The sequence below is a fragment of the Flavobacteriales bacterium genome (assembly GCA_020435415.1).
Taxonomy (GTDB): domain Bacteria; phylum Bacteroidota; class Bacteroidia; order JACJYZ01; family JACJYZ01; genus JACJYZ01.
In genome coordinates, this window is record JAGQZQ010000014.1 from 1 (window position 1) to 17733 (window position 17733).

At 47.5% G+C, this 17733-nt stretch carries 16 protein-coding genes and 5 tRNA genes; 1 reads left to right on the top strand and 20 read right to left on the bottom strand.

Annotated elements, in window-relative coordinates; genetic code table 11:
* Window positions 1-41: 41 nt before the first annotated feature.
* Both KDD36_04140 and KDD36_04145 read right to left on the bottom strand, forming a co-directional pair.
* Window positions 42-722, bottom strand: a complete 681-nt coding sequence (locus KDD36_04140; protein MCB0395818.1) for a hypothetical protein — start codon at window positions 720-722, stop codon at window positions 42-44.
* Between the two features lie 110 nt (window positions 723-832).
* Window positions 833-1726 carry an alpha/beta hydrolase gene (locus tag KDD36_04145; GenBank protein MCB0395819.1) on the bottom strand — a complete coding sequence of 298 codons (894 nt, stop codon included), beginning with the start codon at window positions 1724-1726 and terminating at the stop codon, window positions 833-835.
* Window positions 1727-1941: 215 nt separating this feature from the next.
* On the opposite strand from KDD36_04145, the gene KDD36_04150 reads away from it, so the two are divergent.
* Complete coding sequence (locus KDD36_04150) at window positions 1942-2169, top strand: hypothetical protein (GenBank protein MCB0395820.1); 228 nt, start codon at window positions 1942-1944, stop codon at window positions 2167-2169.
* Between the two features lie 206 nt (window positions 2170-2375).
* On the opposite strand, the gene KDD36_04155 is transcribed toward KDD36_04150, so the two are convergent.
* The 18 genes from KDD36_04155 to KDD36_04240 form a co-directional block, all read right to left on the bottom strand.
* Complete coding sequence (locus KDD36_04155) at window positions 2376-2699, bottom strand: DUF3467 domain-containing protein (protein MCB0395821.1); 324 nt, start codon at window positions 2697-2699, stop codon at window positions 2376-2378.
* Window position 2700: 1 nt separating this feature from the next.
* Window positions 2701-7014: a DNA-directed RNA polymerase subunit beta' gene (rpoC, locus tag KDD36_04160; GenBank protein MCB0395822.1), complete on the bottom strand. Its 4314-nt coding sequence runs from the start codon at window positions 7012-7014 to the stop codon at window positions 2701-2703.
* Between the two features lie 69 nt (window positions 7015-7083).
* A complete protein-coding gene (rpoB, locus tag KDD36_04165) occupies window positions 7084-10890 on the bottom strand; it encodes a DNA-directed RNA polymerase subunit beta (GenBank protein ID MCB0395823.1) in 3807 nt (1268 codons plus the stop codon).
* A gap of 118 nt (window positions 10891-11008) precedes the next feature.
* Entirely contained in the window at window positions 11009-11389 is a 381-nt protein-coding gene (gene rplL, locus KDD36_04170; GenBank protein MCB0395824.1) for a 50S ribosomal protein L7/L12, read from the bottom strand.
* Between the two features lie 41 nt (window positions 11390-11430).
* Entirely contained in the window at window positions 11431-12120 is a 690-nt protein-coding gene (locus KDD36_04175; GenBank protein ID MCB0395825.1) for a 50S ribosomal protein L10, read from the bottom strand.
* 35 nt (window positions 12121-12155) lie between these two features.
* Window positions 12156-12851, bottom strand: coding sequence for a 50S ribosomal protein L1 (gene rplA / locus KDD36_04180; protein MCB0395826.1), 696 nt, complete (start codon window positions 12849-12851; stop codon window positions 12156-12158).
* Between the two features lie 29 nt (window positions 12852-12880).
* Window positions 12881-13321 carry a 50S ribosomal protein L11 gene (gene rplK / locus KDD36_04185; protein MCB0395827.1) on the bottom strand — a complete coding sequence of 147 codons (441 nt, stop codon included), beginning with the start codon at window positions 13319-13321 and terminating at the stop codon, window positions 12881-12883.
* A 20-nt stretch (window positions 13322-13341) separates the two neighbouring features.
* Window positions 13342-13896 carry a transcription termination/antitermination factor NusG gene (nusG, locus tag KDD36_04190; protein MCB0395828.1) on the bottom strand — a complete coding sequence of 185 codons (555 nt, stop codon included), beginning with the start codon at window positions 13894-13896 and terminating at the stop codon, window positions 13342-13344.
* Window positions 13897-13931: 35 nt separating this feature from the next.
* Window positions 13932-14162, bottom strand: a complete 231-nt coding sequence (gene secE / locus KDD36_04195; protein ID MCB0395829.1) for a preprotein translocase subunit SecE — start codon at window positions 14160-14162, stop codon at window positions 13932-13934.
* A gap of 5 nt (window positions 14163-14167) precedes the next feature.
* Window positions 14168-14240: transfer RNA gene (locus tag KDD36_04200), tRNA-Trp, on the bottom strand.
* A gap of 70 nt (window positions 14241-14310) precedes the next feature.
* Window positions 14311-15498, bottom strand: a complete 1188-nt coding sequence (gene tuf, locus KDD36_04205; GenBank protein MCB0395830.1) for an elongation factor Tu — start codon at window positions 15496-15498, stop codon at window positions 14311-14313.
* Between the two features lie 150 nt (window positions 15499-15648).
* Window positions 15649-15720, bottom strand: a tRNA-Thr gene (locus KDD36_04210).
* A 17-nt stretch (window positions 15721-15737) separates the two neighbouring features.
* A tRNA-Gly gene (locus KDD36_04215) sits at window positions 15738-15811 on the bottom strand.
* A 40-nt stretch (window positions 15812-15851) separates the two neighbouring features.
* Window positions 15852-15934: transfer RNA gene (locus tag KDD36_04220), tRNA-Tyr, on the bottom strand.
* A 33-nt stretch (window positions 15935-15967) separates the two neighbouring features.
* Window positions 15968-16041 (bottom strand) — tRNA-Thr (locus KDD36_04225).
* A gap of 180 nt (window positions 16042-16221) precedes the next feature.
* A complete protein-coding gene (gene raiA / locus KDD36_04230; GenBank protein ID MCB0395831.1) occupies window positions 16222-16524 on the bottom strand; it encodes a ribosome-associated translation inhibitor RaiA in 303 nt (100 codons plus the stop codon).
* A 12-nt stretch (window positions 16525-16536) separates the two neighbouring features.
* Window positions 16537-17421, bottom strand: a complete 885-nt coding sequence (locus KDD36_04235; GenBank protein ID MCB0395832.1) for a tyrosine-type recombinase/integrase — start codon at window positions 17419-17421, stop codon at window positions 16537-16539.
* An 82-nt stretch (window positions 17422-17503) separates the two neighbouring features.
* Window positions 17504-17701: a 30S ribosomal protein S21 gene (locus KDD36_04240; protein MCB0395833.1), complete on the bottom strand. Its 198-nt coding sequence runs from the start codon at window positions 17699-17701 to the stop codon at window positions 17504-17506.
* Window positions 17702-17733: the final 32 nt, after the last annotated feature.

Genomic DNA, 17733 nt, shown 5'->3' on the forward strand with positions numbered 1-17733 from the left:
CGCTAGCAGAAAGAGGCCGGTCAGAACGATGAAATACCTTTTCATTTGACTCCGAAGCAATGGGCCAATTGTTGAGAAAGGGTCACGCCTTCTGCACATGGCGACATGATGTTTTTTTGTCCGGACAAGTCTACCTCCTTAAAAAATTGCCCCAGGTCCAGCATCAGGTTCACATCACGCTTTGCAGGAACATCCAACGTGATGATCTGTAAAGAACTGAACGGATGCTGGTATCCACCCAGGTGAAATTCAAAACGCTTATCAGAAGCACCGGACGTTCCTTCCATTTTAAAATTCACATAACCACTTTGCCAGGTCCAGTACATTCCTTTGGTAGGATCAAGGTCACCGCCCATCGCGCCGGAAACATTCGTAGTACTGTCTATGCCCAGGTTAAATCTCACCTGATCAAAGGTGAACTGGTCAGTTGTTTGCAGTAAATGCTTCCGGGAACCATCCCTGGAAACATCCACGAGGTGATAACTGTTCTTTTCGGAATAGACCACCTTTCCATTTTGAAGCAACTGAATGCCGGAGAGATAAAACTTCAGGGTCTCAAGTTTAATGCCATGACCGTTTTGGATATGATATACGGAATCATTGAGAGTAACCGGACGGTTATTAAAAACAACGTCCAGGTTGATTTTCAGGGAATCTGATTGCTGACAAAAGCCTTTCAGGAAAAACAGGATGTGCAATATGGAGATCATTGATCTTTTCACCGTATGTGCAAATATTTATATCAACTGATAAAAGTGGAGGATTTTTGTTTACCAAGATATTGAAATTACCCGGCGATTACTTAAAGGTTTGAATATTCCAGGTGAACATCCTAATCGAGGAACTCACTGATGTCCTGCGTCCATTGCTCCTTATACCTTATTAAGTAATTTTCATGCCCGGCCTCCGGGTAAATGTTTACTTCTTTCATCCCGCCCAGGTTTGCGAATATTTCATCTATTTCGGCTCTACTCACTTTCTTATCCTTTGCCCCGTAAAGCAATAGTGTTGGACAATTGATCTTTCTGGCGTAACTGACAGGGTTATGTCCGAATGCCCAAAATCCATTTTGAACGCCACCCCAAAAAACAAGGAGACCTGCCATAGGAAAGGTAGGTGTATTCATTGCTTCAAATCTTGCACAAACCGTTTGATACATCGACCCGAACGGACATTCGAGTATGATTCCTTTTGGACTCATCTCGTAATCATTCATGGCCTTCATTATTGCAACTGCACCCATTGAAGTCCCGAACAAATAAATGTTTTGCTCTCCTTTCTGTGTAAGGTAATCAACACAAGACTTGACTTGCTCTCCTTCCATAAAGCCAATAGTGGTTTGGTTACCCTCAGATCCACCTGAGCCCATGAAATCAACCAAGAAAGTACTGGAACCCAACTCCCGGAAAATATCTGCCTTGTCCAGCATGGAGGATTTTTGTCCACTAAACCCGTGAAACAGGATAATCGTTCCTTTTGGATTTTCCGCCGTTATGCTCCAGCATTCTATATCCCTATTGCTTTTCAGCAATACCGTCTCATAGGGTTTCCCGGGAAGCGTCTTGTTTTCCGGTCGCGGATTACTGATCCCAAATAACAGGGTTTGCACTTTCTCCAATGAACTCAGCTCCTGAGGTGAATTGGTTTTTTGCGTTCCGCTATCCGCGAAATGAGTGAATTTATAGGAATGAAAAATGGCCACAACATTCATAAATATGAATATCATCACCAGGGCACCAACGCCTTTTTTTAACCAATTACGACTTGAGTTCAGAACAGTGTGTTATTAAATTATTTAGATTAGAATAGCGTGGGCAATAAAATACCTAAACGACGGACATGTAAGATTCGTTGCCCTCGTTAGCCATCTCTAATCAATAAGTACACATACTTTCTCAATAACGCTGAACATATTCCTCTGCATTTCGTTATCATTTGAATATGAGCACCGCAGAGCTTAAATCCAATCTTTGCAGACTTATAGACGGTATTTCCGATCACTCCGTCTTATCAGCCTTATATGCTATCCTATTAAGGGTACCGGCACAAGATGGATGGGACACACTGGAGGATGAACAGAAAGCAGAGATTGAAGAAGCGATGGGGCAGCTTGACAATGGTGAGGGTATTCCTCACGAAAAAGTATTCTCAAAATTCGAGGGCAGGTAGATGATAAATGAAAAGACATATCGTCTGGTCGCCGAAAGCGGCTGCCTCGCTCTATAGCCTTATCGCTTTTCTTGAAGGACATTGGGAGCAAAGGGTTACACAGGTGAAATCCTAAGAAATACTCCTTTAAAAAGCACAATCAACCATCCTGATACAAAAAAGCCCCGGTCAACAACCAGGGCTTTTTACATTATTATGATGGATGATCAGGCTTGCGCCGTGGGGCCACCGAAGTTCATCGGCACCGCATGGCCTGCCTCGGTGTCCTTGATCTCGCCATGTACCGACTCGAACTTGTCGAGGTTCTCCTTCATCGCCTTCAGCAGGCGCTTGGCATGCTGTGGCGTGAGCAGGATACGGGATTTGACGCGAGCCTTGGGTACACCCGGCATCACCTTTATAAAGTCCAGTACGAACTCTGAATTCGAGTGGGTGATGATGGCGAGGTTGGAATAGGTTCCTTCCGCCACATCTTCCGACAGCTCAATGTTCAGCTGGTTTTCGTCCTGTACATTTTTATTATCAGCCATATTACTTGGTTTCTTCGGCGACCGCTTCCTCCTTAGAGGCCTCTCTGCCTGATGTCAACGCTTCGTAGTCTTCCCTGGAACCAACCACGATCTTCTCATAGGCACGGATACCGGTACCTGCCGGGATACGGTGTCCTACGATCACGTTCTCTTTCAGTCCGCGCAGGTAGTCGATCTTGGCGCTGACAGCAGCTTCGTTGAGTACCTTCGTGGTTTCCTGGAACGATGCAGCGGAAATCCAGCTTTCTGTTTGCAGCGATGCACGTGTGATACCTTGCAGGATAGAGCTTGAAGTTGCCGGAACGGCATCCCTTGCTTCCACCGGCTTCTTATCTTTCCTCTTCAGCATGGAGTTCTCATCACGCAGTTTACGTGCGCTGATGATCTGACCTGCTTTGAAGGTTTCGGAATCACCGCCTTCAACAACCACCTTCTTTCCGAAGATCCAGTCGTTCTCCTCAGTAAACTCGGTCTTGTTAACCAGTTGTCTTTCCAGGAAGCGGGTATCACCCGGATCCTGAATTTCAACCTTACGCATCATCTGACGCACGATCACCTCAAAGTGTTTGTCATTGATCTTCACACCCTGCAAACGGTATACTTCCTGTACCTCGTTCACCAGGTATTCCTGCACCTTGGTCGGACCTTTGATGGACAGGATATCGGATGGTGTGATGGCACCGTCAGACAATGGCTCACCAGCTTTCACGAAGTCATTCTCCTGGATCAGGATGTGCTTGGAAAGTGGCACCAGATACTTCTTCACTTCACCGGTCTTGGATTCGATGATGATTTCACGGTTACCGCGCTTGATCTTACCAAAGGACACGATGCCGTCGATCTCGGATACCACGGCTGGGTTAGACGGGTTCCGTGCTTCGAACAGTTCGGTCACACGAGGCAGACCTCCCGTGATGTCACCGGACTTACGGGTGGCACGCGGGATCTTCACAAGGATATCACCTGATTTGGTCTTATCCTTGTCGTTCACCATAATGTGTGCACCTACCGGGATGTTATAGTTTTTGAGAGGATCGGCGCCCTTCTTTCCGGTTGTGATCCGGATGGTTGGGTTCTTGGTTTTATCCTTGCTCTCAACGATCACTTTTTCCTTGTAGCCTGTTTGCTCGTCGGACTCTTCCTTGAACGTGATGCCTTCTTCGATGTTCTCAAACTCCAGCACCCCGTCGAATTCGGAGATGATTACGGCGTTATAAGGATCCCAGTCACAGATCAGATCACCTTTGGCCACCTTTGAGCCGGGTTTCACATACAACAGGGCACCATAAGGAATGTTACCGGTCATCAGCACAATACGTGTGTTCGGATCAACAATACGGAGTTCCGCAGAACGACCGATCACCACATCGTACTTCTTATCGCCATCATTCTTGGCAACAAACCGGAGTTCATCAATTTCCACGATCCCGTCATACTTTGCAGTCAACTGGGATTCAGAAGCGATCTTACTCGCGGTACCACCCACGTGGAAGGTACGCAGTGTCAACTGTGTTCCAGGCTCACCGATCGACTGAGCAGCGATCACACCTACGGCTTCACCCATCTGTACCATACGGCTTGTGGCCAGGTTACGGCCATAGCAGCGGGCGCAAACACCTTTCTTCGATTCGCATGTCAGCACCGAACGGATTTCCACCTGTTCGATAGGAGAATCTTCAACACGCTGTGCAATTTCTTCGTTGATCTCTTCACCTGAATTGGCAATTTGCTCACCGGTGATCGGATCAAAGATATCGTGAAGCGAGGTACGTCCGAGAATCCGGTCGTAGAGTGTTTCCACTACTTCTTCGTTGTTCTTCAGTGCTGTTGCTACCAGTCCGCGAAGCGTTCCGCAATCCGGCTCGGTGATCACCACATCCTGTGCGACGTCAACAAGACGACGGGTCAGGTAACCGGCATCGGCCGTTTTCAGGGCCGTATCCGCAAGACCTTTCCGTGCACCGTGGGTAGAGATGAAATACTCAAGGATCGACAGTCCCTCCTTAAAGTTGGAGATGATCGGGTTCTCGATGATCTCACCTCCGGTTGATCCGGACTTCTGCGGCTTGGCCATCAGACCCCGCATACCGGACAGCTGACGGATCTGCTCTTTCGAACCCCGTGCACCGGAATCCAGCATCATGTAGATCGGGTTGAAACCCTGCTTATCGGTAGAAAGGGTGTTCAACAGTTTCTGGGTGATACGGGAATTGGTATGTGTCCAGATATCGATGATCTGGTTGTAACGTTCGTTGTTGGTGATGAAACCCATGTTGTAGGAGTTCATCACATCATCCACCTGCAGGTGTGCATCATCGATCATCTTCTCTTTGTCTTCAGGGATGATCACGTCAAGCAGGTTGAAAGACAGTCCGCCTTTGAAGGCTTCCATAAAGCCAAGAGATTTGATATCGTCCAGGAAGTGGGCGGTATCGGCCAGGCTGGTCTCCTTCATGATACGGGAGATAATACGCTGCAGTGATTTCTTGGTCAGCAGTTCATCTATATAACCGATGCCCTTAGGTACCACCTGATTGAACAGTACGCGACCCACAGTGGTTTCCACCAGTTTGGTCACCAGTTCGTTATTCTCCTTCACCTCGGTACGCACCTTGATCACACTGTGAAGTTCCACCACCTTTTCGTTATAGGCGATGATCACATCTTCGGGTGAGTAGAACGTCATACCTTCACCGATCATAGCACGGTCTTCATCCGTCACACGACTCTTGGTCATGTAGTACAGACCCAATACCATGTCTTGCGATGGTACGGTGATCGGTGCACCATTGGCGGGGTTAAGGATGTTGTGTGATGCCAGCATCAACAGCTGAGCTTCCAGGATAGCCGCGTTTCCGAGGGGAACGTGAACGGCCATCTGGTCACCGTCAAAGTCGGCGTTGAATGCCGAACATACGAGCGGGTGAAGCTGAATGGCTTTTCCTTCAATAAGTTTTGGCTGGAAGGATTGGATACCGAGGCGGTGAAGCGTCGGGGCCCGGTTCAGAAGAACCGGATGGCCTTTCAGTACATTTTCGAGGATATCCCAGATAACGGGATCCTTCCTGTCCACAATCTTCTTTGCGGATTTCACTGTTTTCACAATACCACGTTCGATCAGCTTACGGATCACGAACGGTTTGAACAGCTCAGCAGCCATATTCTTTGGCAGTCCGCACTCGTGCAGTTTCATTTCAGGACCTACGACGATCACCGAACGTGCAGAGTAGTCAACCCGTTTACCGAGAAGGTTCTGACGGAAGCGACCTTGTTTTCCTTTGAGGCTATCGCTAAGGGATTTCAGGGCGCGGTTTGATTCCGTCTTCACGGCGCTGGCCTTACGGCTGTTGTCGAAGAGTGAATCCACGGCTTCCTGAAGCATCCGTTTCTCGTTTCTCAGGATCACCTCCGGTGCCTTGATCTCGATCAGGCGTTTGAGGCGGTTGTTCCTGATGATCACACGGCGGTAGAGATCATTCAGATCCGAGGTAGCAAAACGGCCACCATCCAGAGGTACAAGTGGGCGCAGTTCCGGCGGGATCACAGGCACCACCTTGATGATCATCCACTCCGGGTTGTTATCTTTTTGCTCTTGTGATTGACGGAAAGCTTCTACTACCTGCAATCTTTTCAGGGCTTCATTCTTCCGTTGCTGAGACGTTTCAGTGTTGGCCTGGTGACGGAGACTGTAAGACAGTTCATCCAGGTTCAAACGTGCAAGCAGATCATGCAATGCATCTGCTCCCATCTTCGCAATGAACTTCTGCGGATCGGTATCGTCCAGGTATTGGTTTTCTTTCGGCAGTTCCTCCAGGATGTTCAGGTATTCCTCTTCCGTAAGAAAGTCCAGGTAAGCCAGTCCGTCGGCTTCTTTTACCCCGGGTTGGATCACCACATAACGCTCGTAATAAATGATACTATCGAGCTTCTTCGTAGGTAAACCCAGCAGATAACCGATCTTATTCGGCAGGGATCTGAAATACCAGATATGGGCCACAGGCACCACCAACTGAATATGTCCCATTCTTTCGCGTCTTACCTTCTTCTCTGTCACTTCGACACCACAACGGTCGCAGACAATTCCCTTATAGCGGATACGCTTATACTTTCCGCAGTGACACTCCCAGTCTTTCACCGGTCCGAAGATCCTTTCACAGAACAAGCCATCACGTTCCGGCTTATAGGTTCTGTAGTTGATGGTCTCTGGCTTTAATACTTCGCCGCTGGACCTTTCCAGGATACTTTCCGGAGAGGCAAGACTAATGACGATCTTCGAGAATTCGCTTCTGGACTTAGTGTCTTTTTTGAAAGCCATGTGCTCTATATTAATAAGTTGTATAAATCTACTTTACTTCAGGTCAACGAGTATGGGGGCGGCCGCAGATCAGGGATCAAGTGACACGTCGAGACCCAGGCCACGCAATTCGTGCAACAGTACGTTGAACGATTCGGGGATACCCGGTTTCGGCATGGCTTCACCCTTAACGATAGACTCGTAGGCTTTTGCCCTTCCAACCACATCATCCGACTTCACCGTCAGGATTTCCTGAAGGATATTGGATGCACCGAATGCTTCCAGTGCCCAGACTTCCATCTCACCGAAACGCTGACCACCGAACTGCGCTTTACCGCCGAGAGGTTGTTGCGTGATGAGAGAGTATGGTCCGATGGAACGTGCGTGCATCTTATCATCCACCATATGACCCAGTTTCAGCATGTAGATCACACCTACGGTTGTGGGCTGCTGGAAACGCTCTCCTGTGCCACCATCGTGCAGGTACGTTTTACCGAAAGACGGTATACCGGCAGATTTGGTGTGTTCTTCGATCTCTTCGATAGAAGCACCGTCGAAGATCGGGGTATAGAACCGTTGGCCTGTTTTCAGTCCGGCCCATCCGAGAACGGTCTCATAGATCTGACCGAGGTTCATCCGGGAAGGTACACCCAGCGGGTTCAGTACGATGTCGACAGGCGTTCCGTCTTCCAGGAACGGCATATCTTCCTCACGTACGATCTTCGCTACGATACCCTTGTTACCGTGACGTCCGGCCATCTTATCCCCTACCTTCAGTTTCCGCTTCTTAGCGATATAAACCTTGGCGAGTTGAACGATACCGGTAGGCAGTTCATCCCCAACGGTCACCTGGAATTTCTTCCGCTTGTAGTGACCCATCAGGTCATTGGCCTTGATACTATAACTGTGTAACAACTGCTTGATAAGATCATTCTTCTTCTTATCAGGTGTCCATTCGCTTGGATCAACTTGCGTGTAGTCTACCTTTTGCAGAGCCTTCTGCGTGAACTTGGTTCCTTTGGGGATCACCATTTCCTTGAAGATGGTGGTCACACCGTTGGAGACCTTGCCGCTTACCAGCACAAACAATTTATCGACCAGTTTGGATTTCAGTTCACCGGCTTCCTTCTGGTATTCAGCATCCAGCTTTTCGATCAGCGCTTTGTCGGCATTGCGTGCCTTACGGTCTTTCAATGCACGTGAGAAAAGCTTTTTGTTGATCACCACACCTTCCACAGAGGGAGGTGCTTTCAGCGAAGCGTCCTTCACATCACCTGCTTTGTCACCGAAGATGGCACGAAGCAGTTTTTCTTCCGGAGAAGGATCTGTTTCCCCTTTTGGAGTGATCTTACCGATAAGGATATCTCCTTCCTTCACTTCGGCACCGACACGGATCAGACCATTTTCGTCGAGATCCTTGGTTGCTTCTTCACTCACATTAGGGATATCCGAGGTCAATTCCTCAAGTCCACGTTTTGTGTCGCGTACTTCCAGTACATATTCGTCGATATGGATGGAGGTGAAGATATCTTCACGAACCACCTTTTCAGAGATCACAATGGCATCCTCGAAGTTGTATCCTTTCCATGGCATGAAGGCCACCATCAGGTTCCGACCGAGGGCCAGTTCACCTTCTTCGGTTGCATATCCTTCACAAAGCACCTGTCCGCGTTTCACCTTTTCACCCACCGCAACGATCGGTCTCAGGTTGATGCAGGTATTCTGGTTGGTCTTCTGGAATTTGGTCAGGGAATATGATTTCAACTCATCGTCGAACGTCACGAGTTTTTCTTCTTCACTCTGAATGTAACGGATACTGATACGTTCCGCATCCACATATTCAACCACACCATCACCTTCCGAGTTGATCAGCACGCGCGAGTCGCGGGCTACCAGGGGCTCCAGACCGGTACCTACGATAGGGGCCTGGGGTCTGAGCAATGGCACGGCCTGACGTTGCATGTTCGATCCCATCAACGCACGGTTGGCATCATCATGCTCCAAGAATGGAATAAGTGATGCGGCAATCGATGCGATCTGGTTCGGCGCTACGTCCATCAGGTCGATATTCTTTGGTTCCACAACCGGGAAGTCACCTTCAAAACGTGCCTTTACCCGATTATTGGTAAAGACGCCATCATCTTTGATCGGGGCATTCGCCTGTGCGATCACCTTTCTGTCTTCCTCTTCAGCGCTGAGGTACACCACATCCTGGGCCAGTTTCACCTTGCCTTTTTCAACAGAGCGGTAGGGTGTTTCGATAAAACCAAGCTTATTGATCTTGGCATACACACACAAAGAAGAGATCAGACCGATATTCGGACCTTCCGGTGTTTCGATCGTACATAGACGACCGTAGTGGGTATAGTGTACGTCACGAACCTCAAAGCCGGCACGTTCGCGGGAGAGACCACCTGGTCCGAGGGCGGAAAGCCTTCTTTTGTGGGTTACTTCAGCGAGTGGGTTGGTTTGGTCCATGAACTGTGACAACTGATTTGTTCCGAAGAACGAATTGATCACGGAAGACAAGGTCTTGGCGTTGATCAGGTCAGTAGGTGTGAACACCTCATTGTCCCGGACGTTCATTCTTTCACGGATCGTTCTGGCCATACGGGCAAGACCGATGCCGAACTGTGTGTGCAGCTGCTCACCTACCGTACGTACACGACGATTGCTAAGGTGATCGATATCATCCACATCAGCCTTGGAGTTGATCAGTTCGATCAGGTACTTGATGATAAAGATGATATCTTCTTTGGAGAGAACGCGCAGTTCAGGATCTATATCCAGACCGAGTTTCTTGTTCAGACGATACCGTCCTACCTCACCCAGATCGTATCGGGTTTCAGAGAAGAATAATTTTTCAATGATGCCGCGGGCGGTTTCTTCATCCGGTGGCTCAGCATTACGAAGCTGACGGTAGATATGCTCTACGGCTTCCTTCTCAGAGTTTGAAGTATCCTTCTGAAGCGTATTATATATGATAGCAAAATCTGCGGAGTTCACATCTTCCTTATGCAGGATGATGGTTTTGGCTCCGGATTCGAGAATCTGATCCAGGTGTTCCTTTTCGAGGATTGTCTCACGGTCAAGGATGATCTCATTCCGTTCGATGGATACAACCTCGCCGGTATCTTCATCCACAAAATCTTCAAGCCATGAGCGAAGCACACGGGCAGCAAGCTTACGTCCGATGCAATTTTTCAGCGATGTCTTGGAAACCTTCAGTTCATCCGCAAGATTGAAAATCTCAAGAATGTCCTTATCACTTTCATAGCCGATGGCCCTGAGCAGGGTGGTTACGGGTAATTTCTTTTTACGATCGATGTACGCATACATTACCGCATTAACGTCCGTGGCAAATTCGATCCACGAACCTTTGAACGGGATCACGCGGGCACTATAGAGCTTGGTGCCGTTCGCATGTCTGCTTTGACCGAAGAATACACCCGGGGATCTGTGAAGCTGAGAAACGACAACACGTTCTGCACCATTCACCACGAACGAACCTTTGGGGGTCATGTAAGGGATCATTCCCAGGTACACATCCTGAACGATGGTTTCGAAGTCCTCGTGTTCGGGGTCCGTGCAGTAAAGCTTCAGCTTTGCCTTGAGGGGTACGTTATGGGTAAGTCCCCTTTCGATACATTCTTCAATGGTATATCTGGGGGGATCGATAAAGTAGTCGAGGAACTCGAGTACAAAGTTGTTTCTGGCGTCGGTAATCGGAAAATTTTCCGAGAAGACCTTAAACAGGCCTTCAGATCGACGGTTCTCAGGGGTTGTTTCGAGTTGGAAGAACTCTTTAAAAGACTTCAACTGGATTTCAAGAAAATCCGGGTACTCGAGGGTGTTTTTTGTAGAAGAGAAGTTAATTGCTGCTTTCTTCTTTGACACAGGCGCTGCCACAGGCTAAGATTTTGAAATTGTTAAAAGAACCGTAGGAACGAAAAGGCCATAGACTCCCCTTCTCAGAAGGGGAGTCCTGACCTAAATCTTCTTGAAAGAAGCTAAATTATGCGAGCTCAACTTCGGCTCCTGCTTCTTCCAGCTGTTGTTTCAAAGACTCTGCTTCGTCTTTGCTAACACCTTCCTTGATCGGTTTCGGGGCACCGTCAACCAGGTCCTTGGCTTCTTTCAAACCAAGACCGGTGAGGTCCTTCACGAGCTTCACAACGGCAAGTTTAGATGCGCCACCTGATTTCAGGATTACATCAAACGCTGACTTGGCCTCAGCACCTGCATCTGCAGCACCGCCTGCAACGCCACCTGCAACAGCAACTGCTGCGGCTGCCGGCTCGATACCATACTCGTCCTTCAGGATCTGAGCAAGTTCACTAACCTCTTTTACAGTCAGATTTACCAACTGATCTGCAAAAACCTTAAGATCTGCCATTTTTATTGATTTTAAAGATGAATTACTGTTTTGGATATTGCTTACTCACTTTTTTCACTACCTGCCTCATTTTCCGCACTCGGTTTGTTCTCAGGTGCGCTTTCACCACCTTCAGCGGGTTGTTCCTCTGCTTCTCCCTGGGGAGCTGCTGCGGATGCTTCTGCTGCGGGTGCTTCTGTCGCTGCCTGAGGTGCAGCTGCTGCTTTGGGTTGTACAGGATTTTCCTCCAGTGATTTTAATAAACCAGCGATGGTGTTCTTCCCGTACTGCAATGCAGATACCACATTCTTCGCAGGAGATTGCAACAGAGCGATAATTTCTCCGACAAGCTCTTCTTTCGATTTGAGCGTCGCCAGGGTTTCGATCTGATCATCTCCTATGTAGATGGACTCTTCTACATAAGCAGCCTTCAAAATTGGTCTGTCATGTGCCTTTCTGAATTCCTTGATAATCTTGGCCGGTACATTGGCCGTTTCGGAAAACATGATTGAGGTGGATCCGTTTAGAATGGCATGCAGATCGGCATAGCCGTCATTTGCACGTTCCATGGCTTTCAACAACAACTTGTTCTTCACCACCTCAAGGCTCACCCCTTTTTCGAAGCACTTCCTACGCAGTTGATTAGAGACCTCAACCGTCAGATTGGAAATATCAGTCAGGTAAAAATGAGGGTTACCGGATAGCTTATCCGCCAACCTGTCTATTACCTGATTTTTGTCTTGCTTGTTCATGGGTTATAAGCATTAATTCGTTCAGGGAAACATTATTATTCTGCAAGCGTCTTGGTATCTACCTCGATGCCGGGGCTCATGGTAGAAGAAAGAGAAATACTTTTCAGGTATGTCCCTTTAGCCGATGACGGTTTCAGTTTAATAATGGTCTGGAGCAGTTCCCTGGCGTTTTCGAATAACTTTTGGTCTTCGAAGGAAGCTTTGCCAACGGAAGCGTGGATAATTCCCTGCTTATCCACTTTAAAATCAATTTTACCCGCTTTTACCTCTGTAACGGCTTTACCCACATCAGGCGTAACAGTTCCTGTTTTCGGGTTAGGCATGAGGCCTCTGGGGCCGAGTATTTTACCGAGGGCACCGATTTTGGCCATCACACTTGGCATGGTGATGATCACATCGATATCGGTCCATCCGGTTTTGATCTTTTCGATATAGTCGTCAAGGCCTACATGATCCGCGCCCGCTTTCTTTGCTTCTTCTTCTTTGTCGGCTGTGCAAAGAACCAGTACACGAACTTCCTTACCGAGCCCATGAGGCAGGGTAACGGTTCCTCTTACCATTTCATTGGCCTGACGGGGATCCACACCCAATCTGACGGCCAGATCCACTGACGCATCAAAATTCGCTTTGGTCACTTCCTTCACCAATTTCACTGCATCGTTCAATTGGTATTGCTGACCGGGTTGAATTTTCGACAGTGCTTCCTTTCGTTTTTTACTGATCCTTGCCATGATCTTGACGTGTTCGATATTATAATAAATTAAGCGGGGGCGTTTCCACCACTTACATTGATTCCCATACTTCTTGCGGTACCGGCCACCATTTTCATGGCAGACTCTACGGTGAAGGCATTCAGGTCAGGCATTTTATCTTCAGCGATCTTTCTAACTTGATCCCAGCTAACGGTAGCCACCTTTTTACGGTTGGGCTCCGGGCTTCCTGATTTTTGCTTGCTCACTTCCTTGAGTTGCACGGCAACAGGTGGGGTCTTGATGATAAATTCAAATGACTTATCCGTATAGACCGTGATGATAACCGGAAGCACCTTACCCGGTTGATCCTGCGTTCTTGCGTTGAACTGCTTGCAGAAATCCATGATGTTCACACCCTTGGCACCCAGTGCGGGTCCGATGGGCGGGGCGGGATTTGCGGCGCCACCTTTTACCTGAAGCTTAATCAGGCCTGAAACTTCCTTTGCCATAATGTGTATTAACTAATTCGTTAAGATTCTTTTTCCACTTGCATGTAACTCAATTCGAGTGGCGTTTTACGCCCGAATATTTTCACCATTACCTTCAGTTTCTTTTTCTCGTCATTGATCTCCTCAATCACTCCGCTGAAGCTGTTGAATGGTCCGTCGATCACCTTCACTGTTTCCCCTACGATGAAAGGAACCGTGATTTCCTCTTCACTTTCCGCCAGTTCATCCACTTTACCCAGAATCCTGTTTACTTCAGACATGCGCAGTGGAACTGCCTCACCCCTGTTACCAAGAAAACCCATCACTCCGGGTATGTTTTTCAATACGTGAGGAATCTCTCCTACAAGATTGGCTTCCACCAGAATGTATCCCGGGAAGAAGTTACGCTCTTTACTTACTTTCTTTCCTTTTCGTATCTGATATACTTTTTCAGTGGGTATCAGAACTTGTGAAATATAATCCGCCAGGCCCAGCCTGCTTACTTCAGACTCGATATAATCCTTAACCTTCTTTTCCTTACCACTGGCCGCACGAACAACGTACCACTTTTTTTCGCTATTTTCAGTTTGGCTCATATGAAGTGCCTGGGACACGATTACTGGTTACTTAATTAGCTATCAATACCATAAAAAAGGCCGAAGACGCCGTTCCATCCGAAGATTCCGCCCGGATTGATTCCGAAAACGACATCCATGATCAATACGGCCACTGCAATCAGAACAGAAGCGATCATCACGATGATGCCGCTGCTTTGCAGTTCGCTCCAGGTGGGCCAGGACACTTTGTGTACCAGCTCATCAACTGTTTCTTCCAGGTATGCTTTTAGACCCACTTTATCAATGTTAACACGGGTGGAGAGACTCGAACTCCCAACCTATGGTTTTGGAGACCATTGCTCTACCAATTGAGCTACACCCGTAAATCTTAATCCACTCAGAGACAGGCAAAGGTGTGCAAACAGCACACCTTCACCGTCTAATCATGGCTAATTATTTTACAATCTCAACAACCTGGCCGGCACCAACGGTTCTACCACCTTCACGGATGGCGAAACGCAGTCCTTTGTCCATGGCTACAGGAACGATCAATTTTACATCGATCGTCACGTTATCACCGGGCATTACCATTTCACGACCTTCTGGCAGCATGATCTCACCGGTAACATCCGTTGTTCTGAAATAGAACTGTGGTCTGTATTTGTTATGGAAAGGGGTATGACGACCACCTTCTTCTTTCTTCAATACATAAACCTCAGCTTTAAATTCTGTATGAGGAGTGATAGAACCTGGTTTTGCGATAACCATTCCACGACGGATATCATTCTTATCGATACCACGAAGCAGAAGACCTACGTTGTCACCAGCTTCACCGCGGTCGAGGAGTTTTCTGAACATCTCAACACCAGTAACGGTTGATTTCAGTTTTTCTTCCTGCATACCTACGATCTCAACCTCTTCACTCACGTTGATCACACCGGTTTCGATCTTACCGGTAGCAACGGTACCACGACCTGTGATTGAGAACACGTCCTCAACGGGCATCAGGAATGGCTTTTCAACATCACGCTTGGGAACCGGAACGTAGTCATCCACTGCGGCCATAAGTTCCATGATTTTGTCAACCCATTTTTCATCACCATTCAAACCACCAAGGGCAGAACCACGGATGATCGGGGTATTGTCACCGTCAAATTCGTAGAAAGAAAGCAGCTCTCTGATTTCCATTTCAACGAGATCCAACAGTTCAGGATCGTCTACCATGTCTACTTTGTTCATGAAAACAACGATACGAGGTACACCAACCTGACGGGCAAGAAGGATATGTTCGCGAGTCTGTGGCATCGGACCATCTGTAGAAGCTACCACGAGAATGGCACCGTCCATTTGCGCAGCACCAGTTACCATGTTCTTCACATAGTCGGCGTGACCTGGGCAATCCACGTGGGCGTAGTGACGGTTTGCAGTTTGGTACTCAACGTGAGAGGTGTTGATCGTGATACCACGCTCTTTTTCTTCAGGTGCATTGTCGATCGAGTCAAACGACCGCAGTTCTGAAAGTCCCTTACTGGCCAGCACAGTTGTAATTGCTGCCGTAAGTGTGGTTTTTCCGTGGTCAACGTGACCAATCGTACCAATGTTCACGTGGGGTTTGGTCCGTTCGAATTTTTCTTTTGCCATGACTATACTTACTTAATGTTGGTTAAAAAAACTTTCCTATTTCAACAAAATACTTCAGGCCTTTAACCTGCAAGACACTTTCTTTCGCCCTGTACATTTCTCATACATGGCAGACATTGGGTCCGCAACCTCATCAGCGTTGCATCCCTGAGCCAATGATGGGACTTGAACCCATGACCTCTTCCTTACCAAGGAAGTGCTCTACCACTGAGCTACATCGGCTACTGAGCCCCGTCTTGAGCGGGAAACGGGATTCGAACCCGCGACCCTCAGCTTGGAAGGCTGATGCTCTAGCCAACTGAGCTACTCCCGCTTAAAATCCCTTCGAAAATATTCGAAGAACGAGGCCCAAGTGGGGAGAGCAGGATTCGAACCTACGAAGGCGAAAGCCAACAGATTTACAGTCTGCCCCGTTTGACCGCTTCGGTATCTCCCCCTTTTTTGTAGGTTGTTTATGACTAAGAACGAAAGCCGATGGAGGGATTCGAACCCCCGACCGGCTGATTACAAATCAGCTGCTCTGGCCAGCTGAGCTACATCGGCATTTATGCTGGTACTCAATGCTTTACAATTCTTAAACAATTCCTTTCCAAAAAAGAACTGCAAATCTATGAAAAAGATTCGCTGCATACAACACTGAGGTTAAAAAAAATACGTAAAGACAAAAGAAAAACCCCGGCCTTACGACCGGGGTTTGACAGTTTGATTTCTCTATCGGAGCTCTCAGACCTTGCGGACTTTCTCCTTGTAACGCTTGATCTGGCGCCGTAAAGCCTCAACCGCAACATCGGTTGATTCTTCAAATGACTTGGCATGTTTCTTGGCAAACAACTCCCTTCCGGGAATATTCAAGCGAATCTCGGCTACCTTATTATCGATGCCGTTGTTTCCTTTTTCAATTCGCAAATACACTTCTCCACCAATAATGTTGTCAAAATACTGCTGGAGTTTATCAATTCGTTCCTGAACAAACGCAACTAGCTTGTGATCAGCGTCAAAATGAATGGAATGGATCTTTAAATTCATACGCGTCAGGTATTATGCCCTGGGATGGGCTTGTTTATAAATAGACTTCAATTTATCTACGGTATTGTGGGTATACACTTGTGTTGCAGCCAGACTTGCATGCCCGAGCAACTCTTTGATAGCGTTCAGGTCTGCTCCGTTATTTAGCAGGTGTGTCGCAAATGTATGACGGAGAACATGTGGACTTTTGGTAGTAATTGTGGAAACCTGCCCCAATGTGTTATGCACCAACCTGTATACAAACTTCGGATACAAGGGTTTTCCATTATTCAGGGTAAGCAGCCTTCCATGACTTTTATTATCAGTATGGGTGTCACGCACTTGTTGGTACGCCAGGATTGCATCTATGACTTGAGGAGAAACCGGTATAATCCGTTCTTTATTCCTTTTACCCAGCACTTTTATCTGTGACTGAAAACGATCTACATCTTCATCACACAAAGACACCAGTTCCGCCAACCGCATTCCGGTGGCATAAAGCAATTCCAGTATTAGTTGATCACGCTTTCCGGGAAAGCCATCATCAAATTGAACCTCGGACCATATCCGGTCCATAGAAGATGCTTCTACAAATACCGGAAGCCGCTTTGGTTTCTTGGGAGCCACCACTTTGGACATAGGATCTCCTTCAAATCCATGATGGCGCTGCAGATACTTATAATAACTTCTTAGGGATGAGATTTTCCGATTGATGGATGAAGCTGTCAAGCCGCTCTCGGACAGCTCAGCGAGCCACGACCGGATCATGCCATGTCTTACGGAAGACAACTCTACAGTCTCGTAAGTCCGAATGAGGTAATCAGAAAATTGTTGTAAGTCCTTTTTATAGGAAGAAAGCGTGTGAGGGGAATAACGCTTCTCAATTTCAATATATTTCAGGAACCGGGTAAGCGACATAAAAGCTTCAAGTGAGCGTACATCTTCTTCAACGTTAAATTTACGAAAAAGTTTTGGAAGATGCAGGGGCTTTCAGGAAGCTCTAGTTGCTGGCGAACTGGTCTTTCATTTTCTCCTTGTAGACAGCTTTCAATTTCTTTTGACGCCGGTCTACAGAAGGCTTTGTGAAAGTTTGACGGTCTCTTAATTCCCGCACCACACCCGTACGCTCAAATTTCTTTTTGAACTTCTTGAGTGCCTTCTCAATGTTTTCGCCTTCTTTTACAGGTATAATAATCATATGTCGACCTTTCTATACAATAATTAGGAGCG